1 rRNA gene is annotated in these 299 nt (G+C 51.2%); it reads left to right on the top strand.

Annotation, left to right across the window (positions count from 1 at the left end):
• A 23S ribosomal RNA gene (locus AVJ23_RS21990) occupies window positions 1–299 on the top strand; the annotation flags it as partial.

Genomic DNA, 299 nt, shown 5'->3' with positions numbered 1-299 from the left:
AGAGAATCGTACCCCAAACCGACACAGGTGGTCCGGATGAGAATTCCAAGGCGCTTGAGAGAACTCGGGTGAAGGAACTAGGCAAAATGACACCGTAACTTCGGGAGAAGGTGTGCCCCTGATGGTGAAGCATTTACTGCGTAAGCTATTGGGGGTTGCAGAGACCAGGTGGCTGCAACTGTTTACTAAAAACATAGCACTGTGCAAAATCGAAAGATGACGTATACGGTGTGACGCCTGCCCGGTGCCGGAAGGTTAATTGATGGGGTTAGCTTAGGCGAAGCTCTTGATCGAAGCCC

It is taken from the genome of Pseudoponticoccus marisrubri (assembly GCF_001482405.1).
GTDB lineage: Bacteria > Pseudomonadota > Alphaproteobacteria > Rhodobacterales > Rhodobacteraceae > Pseudoponticoccus > Pseudoponticoccus marisrubri.
The sequence above is the reverse complement of the archived record's forward strand: the minus strand, read 5'-3'. Positions and strand labels throughout refer to the sequence as shown.